Below are 23851 nucleotides of genomic sequence, written 5' to 3'. Positions count from 1 at the left end.
GCGCTAAGCCCGGCGCGCTTCCATGGGGCCCGTCGGGCCGTCGTCCTGCGGGGCCAATGGCTCGGTCAGCAACCAGACACGGAAGGTCGCGCCCGCCACGTCCTCGCCCAGCTCGCGGCGGTTCAGGCCCTCGATGCTGCCACCGTAACGCTCTACCAGGCCCACACTGATCCACAGGCCCAGGCCGTTGCCGTCGTTCTTGGTGGTGAAGAAGGGGCGGAACAGGCGTTCCTTGACACGTTCGCTCAGGCCCGGCCCGCTGTCGCTGATCTCCAGCAGCACACCGGTCCTGCCGTCCTCGCGGTTGCGAGTGCGCAGGCGCAGGCGCCCGCCTTCGGGCATGGCCTGGAGGGCGTTGATCAGGAGGTTGATCACCACCTGCTGCAATTCTTGGCGGTTCACGCCGGCGCGTGCGGTGGCCAACAGGTCCCGCTCCACCTCGATGCGCGTGCGCGCCAGCAGGTGGGCCACGAGCACCAGCGAGTTTTCCAGCGTCTGGTTCACATCCACGGCTTCCACGTACCCGGCGTATTCGGTGGGCCGTGCGTACTGCAGCAGTTGGGTGACGATCAGGCGCATGCGCTCGACCTGCTGGTCCAGCAACTGCAGTTCGGCCTGCACCGGCGTGGCCTGCGCGCCCAGGGTCTCGCGCATCAGGTCCAGGTTGCCCTGGATCACGGCGATGGGGTTGTTGATCTCGTGCGCCACGCTGGCAGTCAGCTGGCCGATGGCGGCCAGTTTTTCCGACTTGACCAGTTGCTGCTGCGCCTGCTGCAGCGAGGCGTTGCTCTGCGCCAGTTCCTGCGTGCGGGCAATCACCTTGGCATCCAGTTCCTGGGCCCAGCGCTGCAGCGCGCGGGTCTTGTCGTCGATCACGTCCAGCAGCTGGTCCAGATGGCCGGCCAGCGCGCCGATCTCGTCGCGCGCGGACACGGGCCCCACGCGCGCGCCCGTGTCGCCCTCTTCCACGCGCTGCATGGTCAGGTTCATCTGCTCCAGCGGTCGGAAGATGCTGCGCGCCCAGCGCAGCGAGAACAGGGCGGCCAGCACCATCACCACCCCAAAGATGCCGACGATCAAGGCCAGCATGCCGTACTTGACGTAGCGGAAGGGCTCTTCCAGGTAACCCACGTAGAGCATGCCCGTGCGCTCGCCCGCCGCGTCCAGCAGCGGCTCGTAGGCCGAGACGTACCAGTCGTTGACCACAAAGGCGCGGTCCAGCCAGGTTTCACCATGCGTGAGCACAGCCTCGCGCACGGCCTGCGAGACGCGTGTGCCGATGGCACGTTCGTCCTGGAACAGGCGCACATTGGTGGTGATGCGCACGTCGTCCATGAACAGCGTGGCCGTGCCGTGGCTGCCGAAGGGCAGGGAGCCTTCGGGGTAGACGATGCGGTTGATGTGGTCGATGAAAGGCAGGTTCTGGTTGAGCAGCACACCGCCGCGCAGCAGGGCCACTATGGTGCCGTCGGCATCGCGCACGGGTGTGGTTGCCAGCATGACCAGGGCACGGTCTTCCACGTTGCGCGTGGTGGGGCTGGCGCCGCGGGTGGGGATCAGCGGGATGTGGATGCGCGGGGCCAGGTGCGGTGCCAGGGCCAGCAGTTCAGTGGGCTCCAGCCGTGCCAGACTAGCCTGGTCGGTGCTGACGCGGGCGCTGATGGCGGCGACGCCGCTGGCCGGTGCGCGGATGGTGGTCGACGGAATGGCCGCGGGCAGCCAGTCGGCCGTGATGAGCCGGCCGTCGAGCTGGTAGAGGTTGATGAAATCAAAGCCCAGACGCTGGCTTTCACGTGCCAGCAGGGCCTGGACCGCCACCCTGTCCCGCCGCTGCAGGGGCAGGTAGAGGGCGTGCGAGGCTGCCACGGCGTGTGTGCCCGAGCCGACCTCGGCGAGCACCTGTTCGAAATAACCCCGCGCCACTGCCAGGTCGCTGCGCACCTTGGTGATGAGCAGGCGGTCGTAGGCGGCATTCCCCCAGAGCAGCAGCGCACCCACGAGCAGGGGTAGCACCACCAGCAAGGGAAGCAGGGCCATGGCCAGCAGCTTGTTGCGGATGGAATGCGTGAGCCAGCGCGGTGCGAGCGCCGCCGTGGACACGCGCGGCAGGTTCACGACAGGGCCCACTCGGCGCAACGCCGCTCCAGCGTGCGGCGTGAGATGCCCAGCAACTGGGCAGCCTGGGTCTTGTCGCCCTGCACCGAGTCGAGCACGGAGAGGATGTGCTGCTTTTCCAGGGCGTGCAGGTCGGTGGGCAGGGCGGTGTTGCTGGCGGCGCTGCGTCGTTTGTCCATGGCGTAGAGCGCGGAGACGTTGAGCGTGCCCAGGATCAGCGAGCGTTCAACCAGGTTGCGCAGCTCGCGCACATTGCCGGGCCAGTCGTACTGCATCAGGTAGTCCATCTCGGCCGGCGTGATCTGCAGCGGTGGGGCGCCCAGCAGCGGGGCCAGGCGTTCGATGAAATGTTGCACGAGTTCGGGGATGTCCTGCTTGTGCTCGCGCAGCGGCGGCAGCGACATCTCCACCACCTGCAGGCGGTAGTACAGGTCCTTGCGAAAGCGCCCTTCGGCCACTTCCTGCTGCAGCGAGCGGTTGGTGGCTGCAATGATGCGCACGTTGACCGGCAGCAACTGCTGGCTGCCCACGGGCCGGATCGTGAGGTCCTCCAGCGCGCGCAGCAGCGTGGCCTGCAGCGGCAGCGGCAGCTCGGCCACTTCGTCCAGGAAGAGCGTGCCGCCCTGGGCGTAATAGAAGAGACCGTCGCGCGCGCGCGTGGCGCCGGCAAAAGCGCCCTTGGCATGGCCGAAGAGCTCGCTTTCCATGAGTTCGGGCGAGACCGAGGCGCAGTTCACCGGCACAAAGGGGCCTTGCGCGCGCGGGCTCAGGGCGTGCAGGGCGCGCGCCACCAGTTCCTTGCCGGTGCCCGATTCGCCCTGCAGCAGCACGGTGCTGTTGACGGTGGCCACGCGCCGCACGGACTGTGAAAGTTCGGCGATCTGCGCCGAACTGCCGACCAGTCCGTTGTCGGCGAACTGACTGCGTGAGAGCGCATGGCGCAGCACGAAGTTCTCCCGTGACAGGCGCGCGCTCTCGAAGCAGCGGCGCACCGCGTTGAGGATCTGCGGTACGCGAAAGGGCTTGAGGATGAAGTCCGAGGCGCCGGCGCGCAGCGCCTCGATGGCGGTGTCCAGGTCGGCGAAGGCGGTGATCAGGATGACCTGGCCGGTGTAGCCATGTTCGCGCAGGTCCTTGAGCCATTCCACGCCGTTGCGGCCAGGCAAGGCGATGTCCAGGATGATGAGGTCGACGTGGTTGTTGCGCAGCAGTTCTGCGCCGTCCTCGGCGCTGCCGGCTTCCATCACGGTCTGGCAGCGTGGCGCCAGGGTCTTGACCAGGAAGTTGCGCATGCCCGGTTCGTCGTCGACCACCAGGATGGACCAGTAGGGCCAGCCCTCGGCTGTCTTGCCGCCGTCGGGAGAATGCTGCGTCTGGGTCACGTTGTGCGATGAAGGTTGCGCCGATTCTATCGATCGCGCTTGAGTGATTTCCTCGGGAATACTGGATTTGACCCTGGCACAACAGGTTGGCCACTCTCGTATTGGGACGCATTCTTATCTGCCTGGGTGCGCTGTGCGACAACTTGTCGCGGGCTTGGCGTCAAGCTGTCCGGCCCATGAGGCTTATTGCACAGCAGCAATGGTGCAAACCCATGATCCATGCGGACGGAGCCCTGATGTGATGCGTGAGAGCGCATCACATTTATATCAGTGAAGCCTGAATTAAGGGCGTGGCATCCAACACTGCGGACACGGTGCCTTTGCCGCCCGAGGGATGTCTCCCTTGCTGAAACCCATGCACGTTGCTAAATTCTGCGCAGGCTTGTTATGTATTTAAGTTCCTATGTGGAACCATCCAGGAGACCCAGCATGAGTCAACCCCAAGGGAAATTGTCACGTCGCACCCTCTTTGCAGGCGCGGGCACCGCAGGTGCCGTGGCCGCGGTGGCCGGCCTGATGTCGGTCCCCAAGCCGGCCGAGCAGGCCGCCCCGGAACTCAAGCCCGCTCCTGAAAAAGGTGGCGGCTACCAGCTGACGGAACACGTCAAGCAGTACTACCAGACCACTCGCCTCTGAATCGAAGAACCAAGCTGGAGAGAGACATGTTGCTCACCAAGAAATCCCCGGCGACCGAGACCACCGCTCGCTCGCCTTTTGTGCACAGCCTGCGCCGCGGCCTGTCGCAGGCCCTGCCCACCATGGATCGCCGCGCCTTCCTGCGCCGTTCGGGCCTGGGCCTGGGCGTCGGTCTCGCAGCCTCGCAGCTGACCCTGGTGAAGAAGGCCAGGGCTGCCGACAAGGTGGCCGTGGGCGATGGCAAGATCGAAGTCAAGCGCACCGTCTGCACGCACTGCTCGGTCGGCTGCGCCATCGACGCCGTGGTGGAAAACGGTGTGTGGACGCGGCAGGAGCCGGTGTTCGATTCCCCGATCAACCTGGGTGCGCACTGCGCCAAGGGCGCTTCCATCCGTGAGCACGGCCATGGTGAGTACCGCCTGCGCTATCCGATGAAGCTCGTGAATGGCAAGTATGAGCGCATCAGCTGGGATACGGCCCTCAACGAGATCACCGCCCGCATGATGGAGCTGCGCAAGGCCAGCGGCCCGGACAGCGTCTACTTTGTCGGCTCGTCCAAGCACAGCAACGAACAGGCCTACCTGATGCGCAAGTTCGTCAGCTTCTGGGGCACCAACAACTGTGACCACCAGGCGCGCATCTGCCACTCCACCACGGTGGCCGGCGTGGCCAACACCTGGGGCTATGGTGCGATGACCAACTCGTACAACGACATGCAGAACAGCAAGGTCGCCCTGTACATCGGCTCCAACGCCGCCGAAGCCCACCCCGTCAGCCTGCTGCACATGCTGCACGCCAAGGAAACCGGCTGCAAGATGATCGTGGTCGACCCGCGCTTCACGCGTACCGCGGCCAAGGCTGACGAGTACGTGCGCATCCGCTCGGGTTCGGACATCCCCTTCCTGTTCGGCCTGCTGCACCACATCTTCAAGAACGGCTGGGAAGACAAGAAGTACATCAACGACCGTGTCTATGGCATGGAAGAGGTCAAGAAGGACGTGCTGGCCAAGTGGACCCCGGCCGCCGTCGAGGAAGCCTGCGGCGTGCCCGAGGCCCAGATGGCCAAGGTCGCCAAGATGCTGCACGAGAGCCGCCCGGGCACCATCGTGTGGTGCATGGGCCAGACCCAGCACACCATCGGCAACGCCATGGTGCGCGCCTCCTGCATCCTGCAGCTGGCCCTGGGCAACGTCGGCAAGTCCGGTGGCGGCACCAACATTTTCCGCGGCCACGACAACGTGCAGGGCGCGACCGACGTCGGCCCTAACCCCGATTCGCTGCCGGGTTACTACGGCATCGTCGAAGGCGCCTGGAAGCACTTTGCCAACGCCTGGGGTGTGGACTTCGAGTGGATCAAGAAGCAGTTCGCTTCGCCGGCCATGATGAGCAAGCCCGGTATCACCGTGTCACGCTGGATCGACGGCGTGCTCGAGAAGAACGAGCTGATCGACCAGGACTCCAATCTGCGCGGTGTCTTCTACTGGGGCCATGCGCCCAACTCCCAGACCCGCGGTCTGGAGATGAAACGCGCCATGGACAAACTGGACCTGCTGGTGGTGGTGGATCCCTACCCCTCGGCCACGGCCGCCATGGCCGCCATGCCCGGCAAGCCGGAGGACCTCAACCCCAATCGCGCGGTCTACCTGTTGCCGGCGGCCACCCAGTTCGAGACCAGCGGTTCCTGCACCGCCTCCAACCGCTCGCTGCAGTGGCGTGAGAAGGTCATCGACCCGCTGTGGGAGAGCCGCAGCGACCACATGATCATGCATCAGTTCGCCGAGAAGCTGGGCTTTGCCAAGGAGCTGTCCAAGAACTACAAGATGCAGAAGGTCAAGGGCATGGACGAGCCCATGCCCGAGGACATCCTGCGCGAGATCAACAAGTGCGTCTGGACCATTGGCTACACCGGCCAGAGCCCGGAGCGCCTGAAGGCCCACATGCGCAACATGAACGCCTTCGACGTGAAGACGCTCAAATGCAAGGGCAAGGTGGTGGACAAGGAAACCGGCTACGACATGTCCGGCGACTACTTCGGCCTGCCCTGGCCCTGCTACGGTACGCCCGAGCTCAAGCACCCGGGCTCGGCCAACCTGTACGACACCTCCCGCCACGTCATGGACGGCGGCGGCAACTTCCGCGCCAACTTCGGTGTGGAACGTGAGGGCAAGAACCTGCTGGCCGAAGACGGTTCCTACTCCAAGGGCGCCGACATCACCACCGGTTACCCGGAGCTCGACCACGTGTTGCTCAAGAAGCTGGGCTGGTGGGGTGAACTCACCGAAGCCGAAGCCAAGGCGGCCGAGGGTAAGAACTGGAAGACCGATCCTTCGGGCGGCATGATCCGCGTGTTCATGCAGAACCACGGCTGCCACCCCTTCGGCAACGCCAAGGCGCGCGCCCTGGTCTGGAACTTCCCGGATCCGGTGCCGCAGCACCGCGAGCCGCTCTACGGTACCAAGCCCGAGCTCATGGCCAAGTACCCGACGCACGACGACAAGAAGGCCTTCTGGCGCCTGCCCACGCTGTACAAGAGCGTGCAGACCAAGAACATCGCCGACAAGTTGCACGAGAAGTTCCCGCTCATCCTGTCCTCGGGCCGTCTGGTCGAGTACGAGGGCGGCGGCGAGGAAACCCGCTCCAATCCCTGGCTGGCCGAACTGCAGCAGGAAGCCTTTGTGGAAATCAACCCGAAGACGGCGACCGAGCGCGGCATCCGCAACGGCGAGCGGGTCTGGCTGCACAGCCCGACCGGTGCGAAGCTGAATGTGCAGGCCCTGGTGACCGAGCGCGTCGCGTCCGACACCGTCTGGATGCCTTTCCACTTCTCCGGTCGTTGGCAAGGTGCCGACATGCTGGCCCACTACCCCAAGGGTGCGGCGCCCATCGTGCGCGGCGAGGCGGTCAACACGGCGACTACATATGGTTATGACAGCGTGACCATGATGCAGGAAACCAAGACCACGATCTGCAACATCGAGAAAGCCTGAGGAGTAACGTCATGGCAAGAATGAAATTTGTCTGCGACGCCGAGCGCTGCATCGAGTGCAACGGCTGCGTCACCGCCTGCAAGAACGAACACGAAGTCCCCTGGGGTGTGAACCGCCGCCGCGTGGTCACGCTCAACGACGGCGTGCCTGGCGAGAAATCCATCTCGGTGGCCTGCATGCACTGCAGCGACGCGCCCTGCATGGCCGTCTGCCCGGTCAACTGCTTCTACCGCACCGACGAGGGTGTGGTGCTGCATGACAAGGACATCTGCATCGGCTGCGGCTACTGCTCTTACGCCTGCCCCTTCGGCGCGCCGCAGTTCCCCTCGCAGGGCACTTTCGGTGTCCGCGGCAAGATGGACAAGTGCACCTTCTGTGCCGGTGGCCCTGAGGCCAATGGCAGCCAGTCCGAGTTCGAGAAATACGGGCGCAATCGCCTGGCCGAAGGCAAGCTGCCGGCCTGTGCCGAGATGTGCTCGACCAAGGCCCTGCTCGCCGGTGACGGCGACATGGTGGCGGACATCTTCCGCACCCGCGTGCTGCAGCGCGGCAAGGGCGCCGAAGTCTGGGGCTGGGGCACGGCCTATGGCTCACGCCAGGCTGGCAAGCCCACACCCGCAGGAGCCAAGTCATGAAAAAGGCACTGACCATCATTTGCGCCACGTTGCTGCTGGCTGCCTGCGGTGAAGCCCAGCAGACCATCGGTGGGGCCAAGCAGGATACGGGCGCTTACACCGGCACCGGCAAGGCCTACGCCGAGCCGGGCTGGAAAGCTGGCGACAAGGCCAGCTGGGAGTCCAAGCTGAAGGCGCGAGGCCAATACGGCCAGAACGAGTACAACCGGGTCAACTGAAGATCGGACGCCTCATGAAAAAAGTGCTTGCGCTGGCCCTTTGCATGGCCCTGGGCTGGGCCGCTCCGGCCCTGGCCCAGCAGGACAAACTCAAGCTCGACGCGCCGCCGGCCAAGGCGGCACCAGCCGAGGGTGGCATCAAGGGCCAGAACATCTTCGACGTGAAGCCCGACGCCAGTGAAGAGCCGGGTTACGCGACGCAGACGAATGCCGAGCGCAGCCAAGTTCAGCCCGGCAACAACGCGCCTGTGTGGCGTCAGGTCGGCTCCGGCGTCACGGGCTACAGCAGCCTGCCCAAGAGCCAGGCGCCTGAAGCCGGCAACCTGATCCAGCCCTTTGTGCAGTATCCGGGCTCCATGCTCACCAATGCCGGCGAAGCCTGGCGTCAGGTGCGCAACCAGTGGATCATTCCCTATGGCGGCGCGCTGATCCTGATCGCACTGGGTGCGGTGGGCATCTTCTACTGGCGCAAGGGCACGATGCAACTGCACGGCGCCGAGACCGGCCGCAAGATAGAGCGCTTCACTGCCTTCGAGCGCTCGGCCCACTGGGCCAACGCGATCGCCTTCTGCATCCTGGCCATCTCCGGTCTGGTCATGGCCTTCGGCAAGTTCTTCCTGCACCCGGTCATCGGTGGTGCCCTGTACGGCTGGCTGACCTATGTGCTCAAGAACCTGCACAACTTTGCCGGTCCGGTGTTCGCGGTCTCGCTGGTGGTGGTCATCATCACCTTCGTCAAGGACAACCTGCCGCGCAAGGAAGACATCACCTGGCTGGTCAAGGGCGGTGGCCTGCTGTCCGGGCACGAGGTGGCCTCACACCGTTTTAATGCGGGCGAGAAGGTGCTGTTCTGGGCCGGCGTGTTCGTCCTGGGATTGATCGTCGTGGCGTCAGGCCTGTTCCTGGACAAGCTGGTCCCGGGCATGATCTACGAACGCGGCAGCATGCAGATCGCCCACATGGTCCACGCTGTGGCCACGGTGCTGATGATGGCCATGTTCATCGGCCACATCTACATGGGCACGGTCGGCATGTCCGGCGCCTACACCGCCATGAAGACCGGTTATGTCGACGAAACCTGGGCCAAGGAACACCACGAACTCTGGTACGACGACATCAAGGCCGGCAAGATCCCGGCCCAGCGTACGCAGCCGGCTGCGCCCGGTGCTCCCGCCAAAGCCTGAACACCCAGAAGAGAGGTCACCATGAAATCCATCACCATCTTCATCGCCGCCTGCGCTCTCAGCCTGTCCGCTCTGGCCAAGCTGCCTGCGCCCAGTGATGCCGCCAAGGCGACGGCTGCCGAGGCTGCCGCCAAGACCGCGCACGCCGGCAAGGTCGACGCTTACAAGCTGTGCAAGTCCCAGGACAAGGTCGCAGCCCAGTACCGCAAGTCGGGTAAGGCCAGCAAGGACGCCAAGCCGGTGGCCACGGCCCCTTGCGCCGACCCGGGCCCCTTCGTTTACACGGCCGCTGCTCCGGCCCCCGCAGCAGCCCCTGCTGCTGCGCCGGCAGCCGACAAGAAAAAAGCCAAGAAATCCTGATCCGCACAGGCTTCGCGGTCTCACGGGCCGGGCTGTAAAGTCCGGCCCGTTTTGTTGTACGCTGCCATCCATGTCCCTGCCATATCTCACCCGGGCCCAGGCCCCGCTCACGCGCGAAGTCACGGCCGTCAACGAGCACGGTGAGGCCACATCCCTGTCCATCCCGGCGGAGCGGGCGCTCACCGTCTACGTGGACAAGCGTGAACTGGTCACGTTGATGACCCTGGGGGGTTACCCGGAACTGCTGGTGCTGGGTTTCCTGCGCAACCAGCGCCTGGTGCGTTCGGTGGACGAGATCGAATCCATCACCGTGGACTGGGACGTGGGCGCTGCCGCCGTCAAGACCCGCGAGGGCATCGCCAATGTTGAAGAGCGCACCTCCAAGCGTGTGGTCACCACAGGCTGCGGGCAGGGCAGCGTGTTCGGCGACATGATGGACGAGGTGGACCAGATCCAGCTGCCCGAGGCCACGCTCACGCAGGCCCAGCTCTACGGCATCGTCAACGCCATCCGCCTGCAGGAGAGCACCTACAAGTCCGCCGGCTCGGTGCACGGCTGCGCTTTGTTCCGCGGCGAGGAGATGCTGCTCTTCGTCGAAGACGTGGGCCGCCACAACGCCATCGACACCATCGCGGGGTGGATGTGGCTGCAGGACGCAGTTGTGGTGGACGGCGGGGACAAGGTGTTCTACACCACCGGACGCTTGACCAGCGAGATGGTCATCAAGTCGGCACAGATGGGGGTGCCTATCGTGGTTTCGCGCAGCGGGATCACGCAGATGGGGCATGCTGTTGCTGAGCGCGTGGGGCTTTGTGCGATTGGGCGGGCTACGGGGCGGCATTTCTATTGCTATACGTCTCCGGCGCGGTTGGTGCTGCAGCCGGAACTGGCTGGGCCGAAGTTGCGGGCTGCGGCTTAATTTTTTCCTGCTTGGGTGATTTCTAGCGTTGTATTGCTGGGGCGAGACCGCCGAGCTGGCGCACCTAGCTCGCTGGCCAGGCGAAAACCCTGCTCGTGCACATAGACACAGAAATCCCCTAAGCTAGCCCCATGAACATCACCTTCTGGCAACTTGCCTGGAAAACCCTCTGGCGTGATCTGCGTGCCGGCCAGCTGCGCCTGCTGATTCTGGCTGTGACGCTGGCTGTGGCGGCGCTGACCGCCGTGGGCTTTTTCGCCGATCGTCTCAAGGGCGGCATGCAGCGCGATGCGCGTCAGTTGCTCGGCGGTGATGCTGTCATCGTTAGCGACAACCCTACGTCGGCTTCTCTGCTGGCGCTGGCCAAGTCCAGCGGACTGCAGGTTTCCGGCTCGCTGAGTTTTCCGACCATGGCGCGCGCCAGTGAGGCGCAGGGCGGTGCCACGCGGTTAGTCTCCCTCAAGGCGGTGGAGGCGGGTTACCCGCTGCGCGGGCAGCTCACCGTAAGCACCGAAACCGGTGGACCGGCGGTAGCCACACGCGAGATTCCCGCCGCAGGCGAGGCCTGGGTGGATCCCGCCCTGCTGGATGCGCTCGGGCTCAAGGTGGGTGACAAGTTGTTGCTGGGCGAAGCAGCTCTGCGTATCACGCGCCTGATCGGCGTGGAGCCTGACCGGGGAGCCGGTTTCATCAACTTCGCGCCGCGCGCGCTGATCCATCAGGGTGACCTGGCTGCCACGCAGCTGGTACAGCCGGCCAGCCGCCTGGTCTACCGTCTGGCCGTGGCTGGAGAGGACAAGGTGGTCAACGCCTTTGTCAAACGCGCCAATGAAACCGTCGAACGCGAACAGCTGCGTGGGGTGCGTATCGAGGCCCTGCAGGGCGGCCGGCCCGAAATGGCGCAGACGCTGGAGCGTGCCGAGAAATTCCTCAACCTCGTGGCCCTGCTGGCCGCGCTGCTGAGTGCCGTGGCCGTGGGCCTGGCAGCGCGTTCTTTTGCCAATCAGCATCTGGACGATTGCGCCATGTTGCGCGTGCTGGGCCTGTCGCAAGCCACCATCGCACGCAGCCATGCGCTGGAGTTCCTGCTCGTGGGGTTGGCCGGTGGTGTTCTGGGTGTGGCCCTGGGCTGGGCTGTGCACCATGTCTTTGTGCTGCTGCTCGCAGGCCTGGTGGACACGGCCTTGCCAGCGCCTGGCCTGTGGCCCGTTTTCTTCGGCCTGGGCATGGGCCTCACGCTCATGCTGGCCTTCGGGCTGCCGCCCGTGCTGCAGCTGGCCCAGGTCCCGGCGCTGCGCGTGATCCGGCGCGATCTGGGCACACTGCGCCCCATGTCGGTCGGCGTGCTGGCGCTGGGTGTGCTGGGTTTTGCCGTGTTGCTGCTGGCAGCCAGCAGCGATATCAAGCTCGGGCTGATCACTGTGGGTGGTTTTGGTGGCGCCGTGGCCGTCTTTGCGCTGGCCAGCTGGGGCGCCGTCCTGTTGCTGCGCCGTGTGGTGCGCGAGAACACGGCGCCGCGTTGGCTGGTGCTGGCCACGCGTCAGCTCTCGGCCCGGCCCATCTACGCCGTGCTGCAGGTCAGCAGCCTGGCTGTGGGTCTGCTGGCGCTGCTGTTGCTGGTCTTGCTGCGCACTGACCTGATCAGCAGCTGGCGCCAGGCCACCCCGGCCGACGCGCCCAACCGCTTTGTCATCAATGTGCAACCCGACCAGGGCGAGGCCTTCCAGCGCCAGCTGCGCGAGGCGGGCGTGACGGGCTACGACTGGTTTCCCATGATCCGTGGCCGCCTGGTGGCCATCAACGGCCGCGCAGTGCAGGCGCAGGATTACGAAGACGATCGGGCCCAGCGCCTGGTCGAGCGCGAGTTCAACCTTTCGCACAGCGCTCAATCACCGGGCCACAACCCCATCGTCGCGGGGCGCTGGACGGCGGAGGATGCGAACGGCATCAGCATGGAAGAGGGCATCGCCAAGACGCTGAACCTCAAGCTCGGCGACAAGCTGCGTTTTGATATTGCCGGCCTGCAGAAAGAGAGCACCATCACCTCGCTGCGCAAGGTGGACTGGGGTTCCATGCGGGCCAACTTCTTCGCGCTCTACCCTGTAAGCCAGATGCCCGAGTTGCCTGTCACCTACCTCGCAGCGTTCCGGGCGCCTGACCGTCCTGGTTTTGACAACACGCTGGTGCGCCAGTTTCCCAACATCACCGTGGTGGATCTCAGCGCCACCCTGGCCCAGGTGCAGCGTGTGCTGGAGCAGGTGAGTCGCGCGGTGGAGTTTCTCTTCGGTTTCACGCTGGCCGCCGGCCTGGTGGTCCTGTTCGCGGCTGTCACCGCCACGCGCGAGGAACGCGCACGTGAGTACGCCATCATGCGCGCCGTGGGTGCGGGCAGCGGCCTGTTGCGCCAAGTACAACGAGCTGAACTGGCGGGCGTTGGGGCCCTGGCCGGGGCTCTGGCCGCCGTGGTCTCGGCTGTGGTGGGCTGGGCGCTGGCGCGTTACGTTTTCAACTTCGAATGGAGCGTGACCTGGTGGCTGCTGCCCGTGGGCGCCGTCAGCGGCGCGCTGCTGGCCTGGTTCGCCGGCTGGTGGGGCTTGCGCAGCGTGCTGCGCCGCCCGGTGGTGCAGACCTTGCGACAGGCGGCCACCTGATTGCTATCAATTCAGTAGCCATGGGCGTTTGTCTATAGCGCTGGGATAATCCGGGCATGACATCTGAAGAGCAAACCAGACCCGCTACCCCCTTCGAATGGATAGGCGGCGAAGCCAAGGTCCATGCCTTGGTCGAACGCTTCTATGACCTGATGGACCTGGAGCCGGGCTACAAGGAACTGCGCGCCGCGCACGGCAGCGTGCTGACCGATGCCCGACAGAAACTCTTCTGGTTCCTCACCGGCTGGCTTGGCGGCCCGCAGCACTACACCGAACGCTTCGGCCACCCGCGCCTGCGCGCGCGGCACATGCCCTTCAAGATCGGCCTGGTCGAGCGCGACCAGTGGCTGGCGTGCATGGACCAGGCCATGGGAGAGGTGGGCATCGATGAAGAATTGCGCGGCAAGTTGCGCGAGTCTTTCGCTGGTACGGCTGACTGGATGAGAAACACCCCCGGCTGACTTAGCCGGCGGGCTGTAGCAACACCACCAACGCCCCTGCGCCACCTTCGGCCGGCCGCGCCTGCACAAAGGCCAGCACTTCCTTCTTCTGCGCCAGCCAGCTCTGTACCCGGCCCTTGAGCACCGGTGTCTTGCCCGGTGAACCCAGACCCTTGCCGTGCACCACGCGCACGCAGCGTATGCCCTGCTGGTTGGCTTCGCGGATGAATTGGCCCAGGGCTTCACGGGCTTCCTCGGTGCGCAGGCCATGCAGGTCGATCTGGCGCTGGATGGACCATTCACCGCGGCGCAGCTTGCGGGTAACGTCCGGGCCGATGCCCGGGCGGCGGTAGCTCAGGTGCTCGTCGGTCTCCAGCAGCGTGCTGGCGTCGAATTCGTCACTGAGGGTTTCCTGCAGCGCGGCCTGCTCATCGATCTGGTGTTGCAGGGGGCGCGCTGGAGGCTGGCTTTTTTTGAGCTGTGCCTTGGCCGGCTGCTGCAAGGGCTGCACCTTGCCGGCAGCCTGCAGAAAAAGGTCCTTGTCCGCCGTGGCCTGGCGTGCCCGCTTGGCCGCTTCAACCTTGCGCTCGGCTTCCGCTTTGGCCTGGGCCTCGATGGCTTTCTTGACCTGCTTGAGGTCAGCCAGCGTATTGATCTTGACCATCAGATCAGGCCTTTCTCGGCCATGGACAGCGCCAGGCCCGGTGCCACGATCACATGGTCCAGTACGCGTACGTCCACCAGGGCCAGCGCAGCCTTGAGGGCTTGCGTGAGCGCCTCGTCGGCGCGCGAAGGCTGCACCGTGCCGCTGGGGTGGTTGTGCGCCAGCACCACGGCGGCGGCATGGTGGTGCAAGGCGCGCAGCACCACTTCGCGCGGGTAGACGCTGGTTTGCGCCAGGGTGCCGCGAAAGAGTTCTTCCAGCGCCAGCAGCTTGTGCTGGTTGTCCAGGAAGAGCACGGCAAAACACTCGTGCTTCTTGCTGGCCAGCTGCAGCTGCAAATAGTTCTTGACGGCCTGGGGTGTGTCCAGCGCGGCGCGCTCACGCAGCTGTTCGGCCAGGGCGCGGCGGGCCAGTTCCAGCACGGCGACCAGTTCGGCCCGTTTGGCCGGGCCCAGGCCCTTGATGCGTTTCAGGTCATCGGCGCTGGCATGCAGCAGGCCGGCCATGCCGCCAAAGCTGTCGATCAGCTCCTGCGCCAGTTGCAGCACGCCCTTGCCGGCCAGGCCGGTACGCAGCAGCAGGGCCAGCAATTCGGCGTCGCTCAGTGCCCCCGGACCGCGGGCGATCAGCTTTTCGCGGGGTCGCGCGTCAGGGGGAAGGTCTTTCAGGGGCATGAGGGAGCCTGAAAATTTACAATGGAGCCCAGTTTATCGGGACTTTCATGACCACCACCCCTGTCCGGGTCCAGCCCGGCGCCTTCCTCACGCTGCATTACCGCCTTGCCGGGCCGGCTGGCGACATCATCAATACCTTCGGGGGCAAGCCGGCCACGTTGACCCTGGGCACGGGCGAACTTGCCCCGGGTGTCGAGGCCGCGCTGATGGGGCTGGAGGAGGGGGTGCATACGACACTGGAGCTGCCCCCGGGCGCTTACGGCGAGCGCAACCCTGATATGCAGCAATGGCTCTCGCGCAAGGAATTGCGTGAACTGGGTGACCCGAACGAGCAGTATGCGGTGGGTGATGTGGTGCAGTTCCCCACGCCCGACCGCAAGGGGCAGTTCGGCGGTGTGGTGCGCCAGCTGGGCGAGGAGGCTGTATTGTTCGACTTCAACCACCCGCTGGCCGGCCAGCCGGTGACCTTTGAAGTACAACTGATCGGGGTGTTATGACCATGGGTTCGCAGGCAGAAATTCTCTTGGCCGAACCGCGCGGTTTTTGTGCCGGGGTGGACCGGGCGATCGAGATCGTCGAGCGTGCGCTGAGCAAGTTCGGCCGTCCGATCTACGTACGCCACGAGATCGTGCACAACACCTATGTGGTCAACGACCTCAAGGCCAAGGGCGCCATCTTCATCGAAGAACTGAGTGATGTGCCGCCCGGCGCTACGCTGGTGTTCTCGGCCCACGGTGTGAGCAAGGCTGTCCAGCAGGAGGCGCAAGCCCGTGGTTTCCAGATCTTCGACGCCACCTGTCCACTGGTGACCAAGGTCCATGTCGAGGTGGCCAAGCTGCACAAGGAAGGCTACGAGTTCATCATGATCGGCCACAAGGGCCATCCTGAGGTGGAGGGCACCATGGGCCAGCTCGATTCCGGCATCCATTTGGTGGAGGACGAAAGCGATGTGGCACATGTGTCGCCCGCGCAGACCAGCAAGCTGGCCGTGGTGACGCAGACCACACTTTCCGTGGACGATGCGGCCAGCATCATGGCGGCGGTGAAGGCCAGGTTTCCCCAGGTGCGCGAACCCAAACAGCAGGACATCTGCTACGCCACGCAGAACCGGCAGGACGCCGTCAAGCTGCTGAGCCCCCAGGTGGACGTGGTCATCGTCGTGGGCAGCCCCACCAGTTCCAACAGCAATCGCCTGCGTGAGGTAGCCAAGAAGCTGGGGACCGATGCCTATATGGTGGACAACGCCGAGGAACTGAAACCCGAGTGGTTCGAGGGCAAGGGCCGCGTGGGACTGACGGCCGGTGCCTCGGCCCCGGAAATCCTGGTGCAGCAGGTGATCGAGCGCATCCGCGCCCTGGGGGCCGTGGCTGTGCGCAAGATGGATGGCATCGAGGAAACCATCAAGTTCCCCCTGCCCAAGGGCTTGAAGGCCTGAGCAACCGCCAACTTACAATTCCCCCATGCTAGACCTGACCCTGCTCCGCAAAGACCTCGACGGCGTGCTCGCGCGCCTGCAGACACGCAAGAACCCCCAGCCCTTCCTGGACGCTGACAAGTTCCGCGGCCTGGAGGCCGAGCGCAAGACCATCCAGACCCGCACCGAAGAGTTGCAGAACAAGCGCAACACCTTGAGCAAGCAGATCGGCGCGCTCATGGGCCAGGGCAAGAAGGACGAGGCCGAAGCGGCCAAGGCCGAGGTCAATGCCCTTAAGGGCGAACTCGAAAGTTCGGCTGCCCGCCTGGACCAGATCCAGACCGATATGCAGGCCCTGTTGCTGGCTGTGCCCAACCTGCCGCACGAGAGTGTGCCCGTGGGCAGCGACGAACACGGCAACGTGGTGGCCCGGACCTGGGGCACGCCCAGGACCTATGACTTTGCGGTCAAGGACCATGTGGATGTGGGCGAGCCGCTAGGCCTGGACTTCGACACTGGCACCAAGCTCACCGGTTCTCGTTTCACGGTCATGAAGGGCGGCATCGCCCGCCTGCACCGCGCGCTGGCGCAGTTCATGCTGGACGTGCAGACGCAGGAGCATGGTTACACCGAGTGCTACACACCGTACATCGTCAACGCCGACACGCTGCGCGGTACGGGCCAGCTCCCCAAGTTCGAAGAAGACCTCTTTGCCGCCAAGAAGGGTGGTCAGGAGGGCGCGGCCGAGGACGTAGCGCTTTACCTGATTCCCACCAGCGAAGTCACGCTGACCAATTTCGTGCGCGACGAGATCGTGGCCGAGGCGGACCTGCCCCTCAAGCTCACGGCCCACACGCCCTGCTTCCGCTCGGAAGCCGGCAGCTACGGCCGCGACACGCGCGGCATGATCCGCCAGCACCAGTTCGACAAGGTCGAAATGGTGCAGATCGTGCATCCCGAGAAGAGCTACGAGGCGCTGGAAGAGATGACGCGCCACGCCGAGGCCATTCTGCAGAAGCTGGACCTGCCCTACCGCGTGATGAGCCTGTGCACGGGGGACATGGGGTTTGGCGCTGCCAAGACCTATGACCTCGAAGTCTGGCTGCCCGCGCAGAACACCTACCGCGAGATCAGCTCGGTCTCCAACTGCGAGGCCTTCCAGGCCCGCCGCCTGCAGGCGCGTTTCAAGAATACCCAAGGCAAGAACGAGTTGCTGCACACGCTCAATGGTTCAGGTCTGGCCGTGGGCCGTACCCTGGTGGCCGTGCTGGAAAACTACCAGCGCGCTGACGGCAGCGTGGAAATTCCCGCCGCCCTGCAGCCCTATATGGGCGGCCTCAAGGAATTGCGGCCGTGAACTTGCGGCGCCGCACCCTGTGCCAGCTGCTGACCGGCAGCGCGGTGCTCGGTGCGGGCGTCGTACAGGCGGCCGTGCCCGAAGCGGGCCAGCCCGCGCCGGACTTCGAACTGCCCGACCAGCAGGGCAAGACGCGCAAGCTGGCCGACTGGCACGGCAAGTGGCTGGTGCTTTATTTCTATCCCAAGAACGACACGCCCGGGTGCACCGAAGAGGCATGCACCTTCCGCGACGACTGGTTGCAGCTGCAGGCCCTGGGCGCCGAAGTTGTGGGCATCAGCGTGGACAGCAGCGCCTCGCACGCCACGTTTGCGCAGAAATACAAGCTCCCCTTTCCGCTGCTGGCCGACGAAAAAGGCGAGGTGGCGGCGCGCTACGGCACCCTGTCGGACTGGTTGGTCTACAAGTTTGCCAAGCGCTACACCTTTGTGATCGATCCCCAGGGGCGCTTGGCCAAGGCTTACCGCTCGGTGGACACGGCCAAACATTCAGCCGAAATTGTGGCGGATCTCAAACAGTTGCAGCAACGTCGCTGAAGCACAAACCAGCCCGCGCCATGCCTGCCAAGACCCCAAGCAAGTCCGGACAGCCAGTGGCAGGAGCCCAGGCCACCAACACCACGGAGGTGGCGAAGCGCGCTGCTTTTGACGAACGCCTGGCCCAGGAGTGGGAACGTGCCAGACGTGCGGGCGAACCCCTGTCGCTGCTGCTGATCGATGTGGACCATTTCCGCGCCTATGTCGATACCCACACCGCCTCCCTGAGCGAGGAGCGCCTGAACAAGATCGCCTCCACCCTGACGCGCGCCGTCTTCCGTCCGGCCGACATGGTGGCGCGGTATGACGACGATGAGTTCGCCATCCTGCTGCCAGCCGTGCACGAAGTGGGCGCGCGGGTGGTGGCGGCACGCGTGCGCATGCTGGTCAATGCCCTGGCCATGCCGCACAGCGGCGGCGAGGGCGGCATCGTCACCGTCAGCATCGGCGTGGCTGCTTTTACGCCAACCGGTGAAACGGGCCCCGAAGCACTGGTCGAGTTGTGCGAAGGTGCGCTGGAGCAGGCCAAGCGCATGGGGCGTGACAGCATCGTTTCCCAGGACTGGATGGCCTAGATCCGCATACAGAATCAGGATTCGAAGTTAGAATGGACACAGGCCACGCGCGTGGCCGGACCCGATCGGGAGAGACTGTCGAACTCTGGCAGCGCCGAAGGAGCAACCGCCCCGGAAACTCTCAGGCAAAAGGACCGATCGGATCATTTGAACTCTGAAGAGTGGCCGGATTTCGTCACCCGGCCCACCGCAGGAGCAAGCGCTGCCGACACGGCCGCGTGAATCTCTCAGGTACCAAACAGAGGGGGCGTGCAGGGCACATGGTGTGCCACGCACCCCACCCCCATGACGTTTGGAGCCTGTACTCATGAAGTCGATCGCCGTCATCGGCGCCGGTATCACCGGCGTCACCACTGCCTACGCCCTGTCCAAACGCGGCTTTACCGTCACGCTGTTCGAACAGCACCGCTACCCCGCGATGGAGACTTCCTTCGCCAACGGTGGCCAGCTCTCTGCGTCCAACGCCGAAGTCTGGAACCACACCTCCACCATCCTCAAGGGTCTCAAGTGGATGCTCAGGAGCGACGCTCCACTGCTGGTCAACCCCAAGCCCAGCTGGCACAAGCTGAGCTGGTTTGCCGAGTTCATTGCCAACATTCCGAACTACCGGCGCAACACCATCGAGACCGCCCGCCTGGCCGTGGCGGCGCGCCAGCATCTGTTTGCCTGGGCCGAGGCCGAGGGGCTGGACTTTGACCTCAAGAAGCAGGGCATCCTGCACATCTACCGCGACAAAAAGGGTTTTGATCATGCAGGCGAGGTCAGTCAGCTGCTGGCCGAAGGGGGCCTGCCACGCCGCGCCGTGACGCCCGAGGAGATGCGGGCCATCGAGCCCACACTGGCCGGCAGCTACTACGGTGGCTATTACACCGAAAGCGACGCCACCGGTGACATCCACAAGTTCACCACCGGCCTGGCCGCGGCCGCCGCGCGCCAGGGCGTGCGCACGATCTACGGACAGGAAGTGCTGCGCCTGCAGAGCGACGGTCGTGGTGCGCAGGTGACCGTGCGCGACGAGTCCGGTGAGCGGACCTGGCGCTACGACGGGCTGGTGGTCTGCGCCGGTGTGAAGAGCCGCGAATTCGCCGCGCAGCTGGGGGACCGCGTCAACGTCTACCCGGTCAAAGGGTATTCCATCACGGTCAACCTGCTCGATGCCCAGAGCCAGGCTGCCGCGCCCACTGTGAGCCTGCTCGATGACGCAACCAAGCTGGTCACCAGCCGCCTGGGTACGGACCGCTTCCGCGTGGCCGGCACGGCGGAGTTCAACGGCTACAACAAGGACATACGCGCCGACCGTATCCGTCCGCTGGTGGACTGGGTGAACCAGTGCTTCCCTGGCGTGAGCACGCGCCAGGTGGTGCCCTGGGCGGGCCTGCGGCCCATGATGCCGGACATGATGCCGCGCGTGGGTCGAGGTCGGGCGGCCAATGTGTTCTACAACACGGGCCATGGCCACTTGGGCTGGACACTGTCGGCCGTGACGGCCGATCTGGTGGCGGGTGTGGTGCAGCAGGCTTATGCGGGCAGTACGCCGGGTCTGCGTGTTGCTGCGTCAGCCTTGCCGCAGCAGGGCTGAACCCGTGCTTCAGGTGCTGCCGCGCTCGACCAACTGGTAGCCCAGGTCGATCGAGTGCGAGGCGACCGGCTGGCCGGTCATGAGTTGCAGCAGCATCTGCGCCGCGGCTTCACCGATCTGCGCGCGAGGAGTGCGTATCGTCGTGAGCGGCGGCAGCATCTGGTCGCTGCCCGTCAAGTCGTTGAAGCCGGCCACGGCCACCTGCTGTGGCACGCGGATGCCCAGCCGCAGCGCGGCCAGCAGCGCGCCCTGGGCCAGGTCGTCATTGCAGAAGAAGATGGCGTCCACGGCGGGTTGCTGCCGCACGATCTGTTCGAAGAGCTGGCCCCCGAGGGCGAGCGAGGAGGGGGCGGGGTTCAACCATTCCAGCGCAGCTTCGTGCAGGCCCGCCTCGGTCATGGCCTGGCGCCAGCCAGCCAGGCGCTGCATGGTGCGCGGGTCCAGCTGGGCAGCGGCAAAGGCGATGCGCCGGTAGCCGCGCGACTGCAGGTGCCGCGTGAGCAACGCGCCGGCGTCGGTCTGCGAGAGCCCCACGCTGTAGATGTCCGGCTGCTGCGCCACCTCCATCAGGTGCACGCAGGGCACGCCGCTCTGCTGCAGCAGTTTGCGGGTGGCGTCGCTGCGCTCCATGCCCGTGACCAGGATGCCGGCGGGCCGGTGCAGCAACTGCTCGCGCAGCAACTGTTCTTCTTCGACGGGGTTGTAGTGAGTGATGCCTATCAGGGTCTGGTAACCGGCCGGGTGCAGGGTGTGCTGCACGGCTTCGAGCAGATCCACGAAGAGCGCATTCGAGAGCATGGGGATCAGTACGGCCACATGCCGGCTGCGGCTGGACGCCAGGGCCCGGGCGGCCGGATCCGGCATGTAGCCCAGCTTGTCGGCGGCCGCCTGTACCTTGCTCACGAGCTGGGCGTCGACTGCGCGTTCCCCGCGCAGGGCGCGCGAGACGGTCATCAGGCTCACGCCGGCAAGCTGGGCCACGTCAGACATGGTGACGCGGCCGGTGGCACGGGTCTTTTTGCGGGCGGGTGAGGCACTCATGGGGTGCGGGTTACTACTGATCTGGGCCGGTTCATGAGCGATTATGATAGCGCTATCCAACTCGGATCGTCCACTCTTATTTGGGAGTTTCTATCTTGGAAATTTCCAGAGAGGTTCGATCCGGGTTCATTTTTTAGATATCTGAGATAGCGCTAACCAAATGGGTTCCTCAATCGTCATCATGGGGGTGGCCGGCTGCGGCAAGTCGCATATCGGTGCGGCGGTGGCTGCGGCCGAAGGCTGGCGCCTGATCGAAGGCGACGACTTCCACAGCGAAGCCAGTCGCCAAAAGATGAGCCAGGGCATCCCGCTGACGGATGCAGACCGCGAGGGCTGGCTGGCTGAGCTGGGCCGCTTGCTGGCGGCCAGTCCGGCGCCGGTGGTGTTGACCTGCTCTGCCCTCAAGCGCCAGTACCGGGAACAGTTGCGGGCTGCCTCGCCGGGCCTGCGCTTCGCGTTTCTGCAGATCACCCGCGAAGAGTCCTTGTCGCGTGTGGCAGCGCGGGCGACTTCCCATTTCTTTCCTACCGCACTGGTGGACAACCAGTTCGCAATCTTGGAGTCACCTGTGAACGAACCCAACACCTTGCCGCTGGATGCGACGCAGACCGTCGAGCAACTGCAGCGCCAGATCAGCACCTGGCTGCACCAGGGAGTGTGCGCATGAAGCCGGCGACCTTCGGCCCGCTGTTGCAGCGCATCGCGCATGCCTTCATGGGCGCCTGCCTGGGCATCATGGCGCTGGCGGTCTTTGTGAACGTGGTGCTGCGTTACGGCTTCGGTAGCGGCATTGCTGCCAGCGAGGAGCTGTCGCGCCTGCTCTTTGTGTGGATGGTCTTCATCGGGGCTACCGTGGCCTATCCCTGCGGCGAACACATGGCCTTCACCAGCCTGGTGGCCAGGCTGCGCAGCCGGCCGCTGGCGTTCAAGGCGCTCACCGTGCTGATCCGCATCCTGGTGATCGCCGCAGCGGGCTTGGTGGCCACAGGTGCATGGCAACAGGTGGTCGTGGGCATGAACAGCCATTCGGTGGTGCTGGGTTACTCCGCCGCGTTGCTGCCCCTGCCAGCCTTGCTGAGCTCGGTGGCGATTGCCATCATGGCCCTGGTGGAACTCGTGCGTCAGGATCCGCTGGATCTGGGCCACGGCATGGAAGCGGAGTGAGGCCATGAGTTCTGAAGCTTTGGCATTCCTGATGTTCATCGCCGGCCTGGTGCTGCTCATGGGCATCGGCCTGAACATGGCCTTCGCGCTGGTGCTCACGGGCGCGGCCATGGCCTGGGCCCTCGATTTCTGGGACACGCAGCTGCTGGCGCAGAACATGGTGGCTGGCATCGACAGCTTCCCCTTGCTGGCCGTGCCCTTCTTCATCCTCGCGGGCGAACTCATGAACAGCGGTGGCATCAGCCGGCGCATCATCGAGATGGCCCAGGCCTGGGTGGGGCACATCCGTGGTGGGTTGGGTTTCGTCGCCATCGGTGCGGCCGTGCTCATGGCCAGCATGAGCGGCTCAGCCCTGGCCGACACGGCGGCCCTGGCCACCATCCTGCTGCCCATGATGAAGCAGCAGGGCTACCCCATGCACACCTCGGCGGGTTTGATCGCCTCAGGCGGCATCATCGCGCCCATCATTCCGCCGTCCATGCCTTTCGTGATCTACGGCGTGACCACCAACACCTCGATCTCGGCGCTGTTCATTTCGGGCATCGTGCCTGGCATCCTCATGGGCGTGGGCCTGATCATGGCCTGGAAATTCCAGCTGCGCAGCATCGACCTGCCCCAGGGCGGCCCCCGCCTGCCCCTGGGCGAGCGCCTGCGGGCCGTGCGCAAGGCCTTCTGGGCCCTGCTCATGCCCTTGATCATCATCGGCGGCATGAAAAGCGGCGTGTTCACGCCGACCGAAGCCGCCGTGGTGGCCGCCGTGTACGCGCTGATGGTCGCCCTGTTGATCCACCGTGAACTCAAGATCGTCGAAGTTGGGCCCGTGCTGGTACGCGCGGCCAAGACGACCGCCGTGGTCATGTTCCTCTGTGCGGGCGCCCAGGTGGCCAGCTACATGATCACGCTGGCCGATCTGCCGAATGTGCTGACCGGCATGCTGGGCACCATGATCGACAACCCCCGCCTGCTCATGGCCGCCATGATGTTGGCCCTGGTGCTGATCGGCACGGCGCTGGACTTGACGCCCACCATCCTGATCTTCGCGCCTGTGATGCTGCCTATCGCCGTCAAGGCCGGCATCGACCCCGTGTACTTCGGTTTGATGTTCGTGCTCAACGGCGCCATCGGCCTGATCACTCCGCCGGTGGGCACCGTGCTCAACGTCGTGGCCGGCGTGGGCCGCCTGCCCATGCACCAGGTGATCAAGGGGGTGAATCCCTTCCTGATCACATACCTCGTGCTGCTGGTCCTCTTCATCATCTTTCCGCAGATCGTCACCGCGCCGGTGGCGTGGATGCGCTGATTCCCTCCCGTCCTCAAACA

At 65.1% G+C, this 23851-nt stretch carries 23 protein-coding genes and 2 riboswitches; of the genes, 18 read left to right on the top strand and 5 right to left on the bottom strand.

The annotated features are described in order from the left end of the window. Positions 1-3 precede the first annotated feature (3 nt). Positions 4-2115: a sensor histidine kinase gene (locus tag AC07NT_RS12325; RefSeq protein ID WP_498598754.1), complete on the bottom strand. Its 2112-nt coding sequence runs from the start codon at positions 2113-2115 to the stop codon at positions 4-6. Next, positions 2112-3497, bottom strand: coding sequence for a sigma-54-dependent transcriptional regulator (locus AC07NT_RS12320; RefSeq protein WP_498598755.1), 1386 nt, complete (start codon positions 3495-3497; stop codon positions 2112-2114). The genes AC07NT_RS12325 and AC07NT_RS12320 overlap by 4 nt, the downstream gene beginning before the upstream one ends. A gap of 429 nt (positions 3498-3926) precedes the next feature. Between AC07NT_RS12320 and AC07NT_RS12315 the strand changes: the two genes are divergently transcribed. The 9 genes from AC07NT_RS12315 to AC07NT_RS12275 all read left to right on the top strand — a co-directional run bounded on the left by AC07NT_RS12315 (position 3927) and on the right by AC07NT_RS12275 (position 13548). Beyond that, entirely contained in the window at positions 3927-4133 is a 207-nt protein-coding gene (locus AC07NT_RS12315; RefSeq protein ID WP_498598756.1) for a formate dehydrogenase, read from the top strand. 26 nt (positions 4134-4159) lie between these two features. Further along, the gene (locus AC07NT_RS12310) at positions 4160-7120 is read left to right on the top strand and encodes a formate dehydrogenase subunit alpha (RefSeq protein ID WP_498598757.1); all 2961 of its coding nucleotides are present in this window, start codon (positions 4160-4162) and stop codon (positions 7118-7120) included. Positions 7121-7131: 11 nt separating this feature from the next. Continuing rightward, positions 7132-7755 (top strand): formate dehydrogenase FDH3 subunit beta, encoded by a 624-nt coding sequence (gene fdh3B / locus AC07NT_RS12305; protein WP_498598758.1) that lies wholly within the window; start codon positions 7132-7134, stop codon positions 7753-7755. Further along, positions 7752-7973: a hypothetical protein gene (locus AC07NT_RS12300; protein WP_498598759.1), complete on the top strand. Its 222-nt coding sequence runs from the start codon at positions 7752-7754 to the stop codon at positions 7971-7973. The genes fdh3B and AC07NT_RS12300 overlap by 4 nt, the downstream gene beginning before the upstream one ends. 14 nt (positions 7974-7987) lie before the next feature. Further along, on the top strand, positions 7988-9157 hold the full coding sequence (locus AC07NT_RS12295) for a formate dehydrogenase subunit gamma (RefSeq protein ID WP_498598760.1): 1170 nt from the start codon (positions 7988-7990) through the stop codon (positions 9155-9157). Between the two features lie 21 nt (positions 9158-9178). Continuing rightward, positions 9179-9517, top strand: coding sequence for a hypothetical protein (locus AC07NT_RS12290; RefSeq protein WP_498598761.1), 339 nt, complete (start codon positions 9179-9181; stop codon positions 9515-9517). Between the two features lie 70 nt (positions 9518-9587). Continuing rightward, entirely contained in the window at positions 9588-10436 is an 849-nt protein-coding gene (locus tag AC07NT_RS12285; protein ID WP_498598762.1) for a formate dehydrogenase accessory sulfurtransferase FdhD, read from the top strand. Positions 10437-10567: 131 nt separating this feature from the next. Continuing rightward, the gene (locus AC07NT_RS12280; RefSeq protein WP_498598763.1) at positions 10568-13087 is read left to right on the top strand and encodes an ABC transporter permease; all 2520 of its coding nucleotides are present in this window, start codon (positions 10568-10570) and stop codon (positions 13085-13087) included. A 56-nt stretch (positions 13088-13143) separates the two neighbouring features. Further along, entirely contained in the window at positions 13144-13548 is a 405-nt protein-coding gene (locus AC07NT_RS12275; RefSeq protein WP_498598764.1) for a group II truncated hemoglobin, read from the top strand. A 1-nt stretch (position 13549) separates the two neighbouring features. Here the strand turns inward: AC07NT_RS12275 and AC07NT_RS12270 are convergent, their stop codons facing one another. Together AC07NT_RS12270 and radC are read right to left on the bottom strand one after the other, a co-directional pair. Further along, on the bottom strand, positions 13550-14191 hold the full coding sequence (locus AC07NT_RS12270) for a Smr/MutS family protein (protein ID WP_498598765.1): 642 nt from the start codon (positions 14189-14191) through the stop codon (positions 13550-13552). Further along, positions 14191-14865 (bottom strand): RadC family protein, encoded by a 675-nt coding sequence (gene radC, locus AC07NT_RS12265; RefSeq protein WP_498598766.1) that lies wholly within the window; start codon positions 14863-14865, stop codon positions 14191-14193. Before radC ends, AC07NT_RS12270 begins: the two co-directional genes overlap by 1 nt. Positions 14866-14912: 47 nt before the next feature. Between radC and AC07NT_RS12260 the strand changes: the two genes are divergently transcribed. From AC07NT_RS12260 to AC07NT_RS12235, 6 genes are all read left to right on the top strand, one after another. Next, complete coding sequence (locus AC07NT_RS12260) at positions 14913-15362, top strand: FKBP-type peptidyl-prolyl cis-trans isomerase (RefSeq protein ID WP_498598767.1); 450 nt, start codon at positions 14913-14915, stop codon at positions 15360-15362. Between the two features lie 2 nt (positions 15363-15364). Further along, a complete protein-coding gene (gene ispH / locus AC07NT_RS12255) occupies positions 15365-16300 on the top strand; it encodes a 4-hydroxy-3-methylbut-2-enyl diphosphate reductase (protein ID WP_498598768.1) in 936 nt (311 codons plus the stop codon). 25 nt (positions 16301-16325) lie between these two features. Next, positions 16326-17636 carry a serine--tRNA ligase gene (gene serS / locus AC07NT_RS12250; protein WP_498598769.1) on the top strand — a complete coding sequence of 437 codons (1311 nt, stop codon included), beginning with the start codon at positions 16326-16328 and terminating at the stop codon, positions 17634-17636. Then, positions 17633-18172: a peroxiredoxin gene (locus tag AC07NT_RS12245; RefSeq protein WP_498598770.1), complete on the top strand. Its 540-nt coding sequence runs from the start codon at positions 17633-17635 to the stop codon at positions 18170-18172. The genes serS and AC07NT_RS12245 overlap by 4 nt, the downstream gene beginning before the upstream one ends. Positions 18173-18192: 20 nt before the next feature. Then, on the top strand, positions 18193-18747 hold the full coding sequence (locus AC07NT_RS12240) for a diguanylate cyclase (RefSeq protein WP_498598771.1): 555 nt from the start codon (positions 18193-18195) through the stop codon (positions 18745-18747). A 56-nt stretch (positions 18748-18803) separates the two neighbouring features. Next, a riboswitch (glycine riboswitch) is annotated at positions 18804-18894 on the top strand. Further along, positions 18895-18999: riboswitch (glycine riboswitch) on the top strand. It abuts the riboswitch before it with no gap. Positions 19000-19054: 55 nt separating this feature from the next. Continuing rightward, positions 19055-20326, top strand: a complete 1272-nt coding sequence (locus AC07NT_RS12235; RefSeq protein WP_498598772.1) for a D-amino acid dehydrogenase — start codon at positions 19055-19057, stop codon at positions 20324-20326. Between the two features lie 9 nt (positions 20327-20335). Here AC07NT_RS12235 and gntR read toward each other — a convergent pair whose 3' ends face one another. Next, positions 20336-21367 carry an HTH-type transcriptional regulator GntR gene (gene gntR, locus AC07NT_RS12230; RefSeq protein ID WP_498598773.1) on the bottom strand — a complete coding sequence of 344 codons (1032 nt, stop codon included), beginning with the start codon at positions 21365-21367 and terminating at the stop codon, positions 20336-20338. A gap of 160 nt (positions 21368-21527) precedes the next feature. On the opposite strand from gntR, the gene AC07NT_RS12225 reads away from it, so the two are divergent. From AC07NT_RS12225 to AC07NT_RS12215, 3 genes are read left to right on the top strand one after another with little or no spacing between them, the layout of a single operon-like run. Then, positions 21528-22034 (top strand): gluconokinase, encoded by a 507-nt coding sequence (locus AC07NT_RS12225; RefSeq protein WP_498598774.1) that lies wholly within the window; start codon positions 21528-21530, stop codon positions 22032-22034. Then, complete coding sequence (locus AC07NT_RS12220; protein ID WP_498598775.1) at positions 22031-22531, top strand: TRAP transporter small permease subunit; 501 nt, start codon at positions 22031-22033, stop codon at positions 22529-22531. The genes AC07NT_RS12225 and AC07NT_RS12220 overlap by 4 nt, the downstream gene beginning before the upstream one ends. Positions 22532-22535: 4 nt before the next feature. Continuing rightward, the gene (locus tag AC07NT_RS12215) at positions 22536-23831 is read left to right on the top strand and encodes a TRAP transporter large permease (protein WP_498598776.1); all 1296 of its coding nucleotides are present in this window, start codon (positions 22536-22538) and stop codon (positions 23829-23831) included. The last annotated feature ends 20 nt before the right edge of the window (positions 23832-23851 follow it).

It is taken from the genome of Hylemonella sp. GW821-FHT10B10, assembly GCF_059415585.1.
The sequence above is the reverse complement of the archived record's forward strand: the minus strand, read 5'-3'. Positions and strand labels throughout refer to the sequence as shown.

Excerpts from the sequence above, each read along its gene's own strand:
- AC07NT_RS12235 (WP_498598772.1), top strand. The coding sequence starts at position 19,055 with ATGAAGTCGATCGCCGTCATCGGCGCCGGTATCACCGGCGTCACCACT.
- AC07NT_RS12310 (WP_498598757.1), top strand. The coding sequence starts at position 4,160 with ATGTTGCTCACCAAGAAATCCCCGGCGACCGAGACCACCGCTCGCTCG.
- AC07NT_RS12220 (WP_498598775.1), top strand. The coding sequence starts at position 22,031 with ATGAAGCCGGCGACCTTCGGCCCGCTGTTGCAGCGCATCGCGCATGCC.
- AC07NT_RS12260 (WP_498598767.1), top strand. The coding sequence starts at position 14,913 with ATGACCACCACCCCTGTCCGGGTCCAGCCCGGCGCCTTCCTCACGCTG.
- AC07NT_RS12300 (WP_498598759.1), top strand. The coding sequence starts at position 7,752 with ATGAAAAAGGCACTGACCATCATTTGCGCCACGTTGCTGCTGGCTGCC.
- AC07NT_RS12285 (WP_498598762.1), top strand. The coding sequence starts at position 9,588 with ATGTCCCTGCCATATCTCACCCGGGCCCAGGCCCCGCTCACGCGCGAA.
- fdh3B (WP_498598758.1), top strand. The coding sequence starts at position 7,132 with ATGGCAAGAATGAAATTTGTCTGCGACGCCGAGCGCTGCATCGAGTGC.
- gntR (WP_498598773.1), bottom strand. The coding sequence starts at position 21,367 with ATGAGTGCCTCACCCGCCCGCAAAAAGACCCGTGCCACCGGCCGCGTC.
- AC07NT_RS12290 (WP_498598761.1), top strand. The coding sequence starts at position 9,179 with ATGAAATCCATCACCATCTTCATCGCCGCCTGCGCTCTCAGCCTGTCC.
- AC07NT_RS12275 (WP_498598764.1), top strand. The coding sequence starts at position 13,144 with ATGACATCTGAAGAGCAAACCAGACCCGCTACCCCCTTCGAATGGATA.
- radC (WP_498598766.1), bottom strand. The coding sequence starts at position 14,865 with ATGCCCCTGAAAGACCTTCCCCCTGACGCGCGACCCCGCGAAAAGCTG.
- AC07NT_RS12215 (WP_498598776.1), top strand. The coding sequence starts at position 22,536 with ATGAGTTCTGAAGCTTTGGCATTCCTGATGTTCATCGCCGGCCTGGTG.
- AC07NT_RS12315 (WP_498598756.1), top strand. The coding sequence starts at position 3,927 with ATGAGTCAACCCCAAGGGAAATTGTCACGTCGCACCCTCTTTGCAGGC.
- ispH (WP_498598768.1), top strand. The coding sequence starts at position 15,365 with ATGGGTTCGCAGGCAGAAATTCTCTTGGCCGAACCGCGCGGTTTTTGT.
- AC07NT_RS12270 (WP_498598765.1), bottom strand. The coding sequence starts at position 14,191 with ATGGTCAAGATCAATACGCTGGCTGACCTCAAGCAGGTCAAGAAAGCC.
- AC07NT_RS12240 (WP_498598771.1), top strand. The coding sequence starts at position 18,193 with ATGCCTGCCAAGACCCCAAGCAAGTCCGGACAGCCAGTGGCAGGAGCC.
- AC07NT_RS12225 (WP_498598774.1), top strand. The coding sequence starts at position 21,528 with ATGGGTTCCTCAATCGTCATCATGGGGGTGGCCGGCTGCGGCAAGTCG.
- AC07NT_RS12280 (WP_498598763.1), top strand. The coding sequence starts at position 10,568 with ATGAACATCACCTTCTGGCAACTTGCCTGGAAAACCCTCTGGCGTGAT.
- serS (WP_498598769.1), top strand. The coding sequence starts at position 16,326 with ATGCTAGACCTGACCCTGCTCCGCAAAGACCTCGACGGCGTGCTCGCG.
- AC07NT_RS12295 (WP_498598760.1), top strand. The coding sequence starts at position 7,988 with ATGAAAAAAGTGCTTGCGCTGGCCCTTTGCATGGCCCTGGGCTGGGCC.